The organism is Pseudomonas sp. Ga0074129 (assembly GCA_001465025.1).
Lineage (GTDB): Bacteria > Pseudomonadota > Gammaproteobacteria > Pseudomonadales > Pseudomonadaceae > Aquipseudomonas.
Genome location: LNDO01000024.1, coordinates 1 through 3,275, shown reverse-complemented (window position 1 = coordinate 3,275; position 3,275 = coordinate 1). Strand labels below are relative to the sequence as shown.

The following is a 3,275-nucleotide window of genomic DNA, read 5'->3' as shown; positions in this document are numbered from 1 at the left end:
GGTAGACTTATCCACAGTTGCTGGTAACAAAATCAGCAATCCGCCCTGGGTCAAATTTCAATCGGCAGGGTGGGTCAATTTTCCATCAGCGCCAACACGTTGGGATCTGGCGCTACGGTACCGATTGATTGAGACCATCGCGTTGTGGGAAGGGCGCTTGACCACGGGGCATTTGATGCAGAGCTTCGGCATCAGTCGGCAACAAGCTTCGAAAGACATCAACAGCTATCTGACTGACTACGCGCCCGGCAACCTGGACTACGACAAGCACATCAAGGGCTACGTACCCAGTCGACAATTCAGTCCGCTGTTCATTGATGACAGCGCCAGTGCCTATTTGCATTTGCTGAACCAGAACAGCGAACGGGCACCACACATCGAAGGCTTAGCGCTGGCTTACGCGCATACAGAGGTTCTGAATGTGCCGGATCGCTCGGTTAGGCCTGAAGTCTTGCGTCCGCTGTTGCGTGCCTGCCGAGAGGGACTTCGCCTGGAGTGCGACTATGTTTCTTTGGCCAACCCAGTGGCCGAAACACGCCTGATCGCACCTCACACCCTGGTCTATACCGGCATGCGCTGGCACGTGCGGGCCTACTGCGAAAAGAACCGCGACTACCGCGACTTTGTCTTGAGTCGCTTCAGGGGTGAGCTAGACGTGCTTGGTGAGTCCGACCAAGGCCGCGACGCGGATGACGGTTGGAATAGTGAAGTCGAAGTGGTGATAGAGCCTGATCCCCGGCTGAAACCCGATCAACGCTGCATCATCGAGGTGGACTTTGGGATGCAGGCTGGGCAGCTGAAAGTGGCGACTCGTGGGGCGTTGGTGCAGTACGTACTACAACGCTACCAGATCGATCCGCATAAAGTGCAGACTAAGGCCAGCGCCCAACAGATTGTGGTGAGCAATCTCGATGAGCTATCCATCTGGCTTTACTCCTAGGGGCGAGGGCGTTATTCCACTGGGCCGAAGGCAATCCGGGCCAGCAACCAAAATACGCCACCCAAGGTTGCTGCGAGCAATCCTGCATCAATTGAGCTGATCATCCACACAGGGCACCTCCTGGTCGCTGTGAGTAAGACCATAGAGGCCAGGAGATATCGGGGCAATCTGTTAGCTTTTCGTGCGTAAACAATTGGGGCGGGCTTTGTAAGAATCGGCCATGAGGTATCGTTTTCGCTCACTGTCATGTGAAGCATGCCCGGTCGAACGCGGTCTGTGTTCAACTAGCTCGGACCGCACCGCAAGCGATGTAATTGAAATCCACACTATCAATAGTCTCCTTGAACACGAGATGACGTTGTTAACGAAAATTATTTAGTCTCGGAAATGCCAGTCGATGGAAGCCATCAGCATCAAGTAGCGCAGGGCTGCGCCGGAGTGATGGTTCTCCTTAGCCTGATCCTTCACCTCAAGCTTCGCCCTGATACCCAGATGTAGATTCGCTGTATCGTTGGTGGCTGGCGCGTGCTGACTGAACGGCTGGCGAATGCTCCCGAGTTGTTGACGCCAGTAGGACTTGGTTGTCCTCGGGTTGTTGGTGTCATAGACGATCAGCTCGATTGATCGAGTCGGAACACCTATCGCACTGAGCAGCCACAAATAGCCCTGTGCATGGTCTTCGTCACGATCACGCTGGAATCGCAGCGTGGTTTCCGTCTTCCAACAACGCTCAACAAAATCATCAATAACACGCTGGGCGCGATCGCTGTCGGGACCTTCGAGCAGGTCGTAGAGCCGCTGTGCATAGTCGGCCACCCCTTCACGCGCTCCATGCTTCGGTGGCGATGGCAACAGCGACAGCGATGCTTCTGCGTGCCGAGCAGGTTGCAGCCTGTGTTTAGGGATTACGCTGCTTGCTCCTGGACGCTGCGGCATATCGCGGATATAGCGAGCCCGCTCCAGCATCATTTCGCGCTCCTCAGCAGAAAACTCGACCCAATCAAGATTGACCTCGCGGCCTGTCTGCTCTGCATATGAGGCATACGCCAGCATCGACTCGATAGCTTGGACTCGCCCCATCGCCCAGTTTTGATTCACCGGCTGAGCCTGAACTGGATGTGATTTTTTCCGAGCACGACGGATGTCTTTGAGCGGCTTTATGCGGCAAATGACGTCGAGCAGCACACCACAGTCAACTGAAATGCCATCAACATACTCAGCTTTTTTGGTGGGCTGGCTGACGCCACCTATATGGGCAACGTTTGCAGCGTTGAATAGCCAATTTTTGGGGTTCCATTGCCACATCATGGCCATGACCTGCGGCAGGCTATGAATGTAGTGCAGCAGCGTAGTTTTGGGGCTGCCATGCCCAAGAATGGCACTGACAATATGAACGATTTTCCGGGTAGGGCCGTCAATGGGCAGCATTGCTTTGCGCAATCTGAGGTCATCCCTCAGCCAGCGGACTGTCAGGGGCAGATCATGGAAAATCAGCTCGGGTGAGAGGCGGTTATGCGCCGCCATCAGTTTGGAAAACAGCCATGTCGCGCAGGAATGTCGCAGGTGGTGGTAGTGCAGGAACTCAGAGCCAGTCACTGCGCGCATACAGTTGTGCAGGGCCGGGAACAGAGCGCTTTCGCTGATCCATTGAGTTTTCAACTGCGGGATACAGAACAGGAAATCCGAGGTTGGTTTGATGCGCTCCTCAGCCCGCCGCTCCCGATACCATTCAATCAGCAATTGGAGTTCTTCTGGTTCGAGCAGCACCCGCAGTGGGAGATTCCGGACCGCATTGAGGGTTTTTAGTTGGCGGAGGACATGAGGGCGAATTAGCAGATCAACGGGCAGCTCTAGTCCGGCCAGTTCATCGCTGGATAGTCTGCGCATGTTCGGGTGGCGCGCCTGAATACGTGCTGCGTCCTCTGTCGAATATTCGGGCACATGCAAATCGCATAGGCGCAGCTTTAGAGCCTCGTTGCGCCGCAAACCCAACCGAAACCCCAGGATCAATAACAGCCTCGCAGCTGTGACTAGGCGTGGGGTACGCAGCTCCAGACCGCAGGTGCCGAGCGCCTGCAGAACAGACTGGTACTGATCCTCGCTGATAATGCGAGCATCCACACGAGTCACGCCCTTGCCGATGCCCAGGATTGAGTAGGGGCTGACTGGTGGATAGTTGAACCGACGCTGTAGAAACGTATGGAACTCGAAGATTGCCTTGGCCAGAGTACGCCTTTTGCTATCTGTGGCCTGCGCATCCAGTGAGGATTCATAGAGGATTTCCAGCGCGTCAATTTCGAGCTCGAAAATGCTTATGCCATCTAGCTGAGAGGTA

2 protein-coding genes are annotated in these 3,275 nt (G+C 55.1%); one reads left to right on the top strand and one right to left on the bottom strand.

Annotated features, from left to right (window positions below):
* Positions 1 to 124: 124 nt before the first annotated feature.
* Complete coding sequence (locus AUK77_RS01595; protein ID WP_296125478.1) at positions 125 to 940, top strand: WYL domain-containing protein; 816 nt, start codon at positions 125 to 127, stop codon at positions 938 to 940.
* A 375-nt stretch (positions 941 to 1,315) separates the two neighbouring features.
* Here AUK77_RS01595 and AUK77_RS01590 read toward each other — a convergent pair.
* A partial coding sequence (locus tag AUK77_RS01590) for a tyrosine-type recombinase/integrase (protein ID WP_296125476.1) occupies positions 1,316 to 3,275 on the bottom strand: 1,960 nt, incomplete at its 5' end.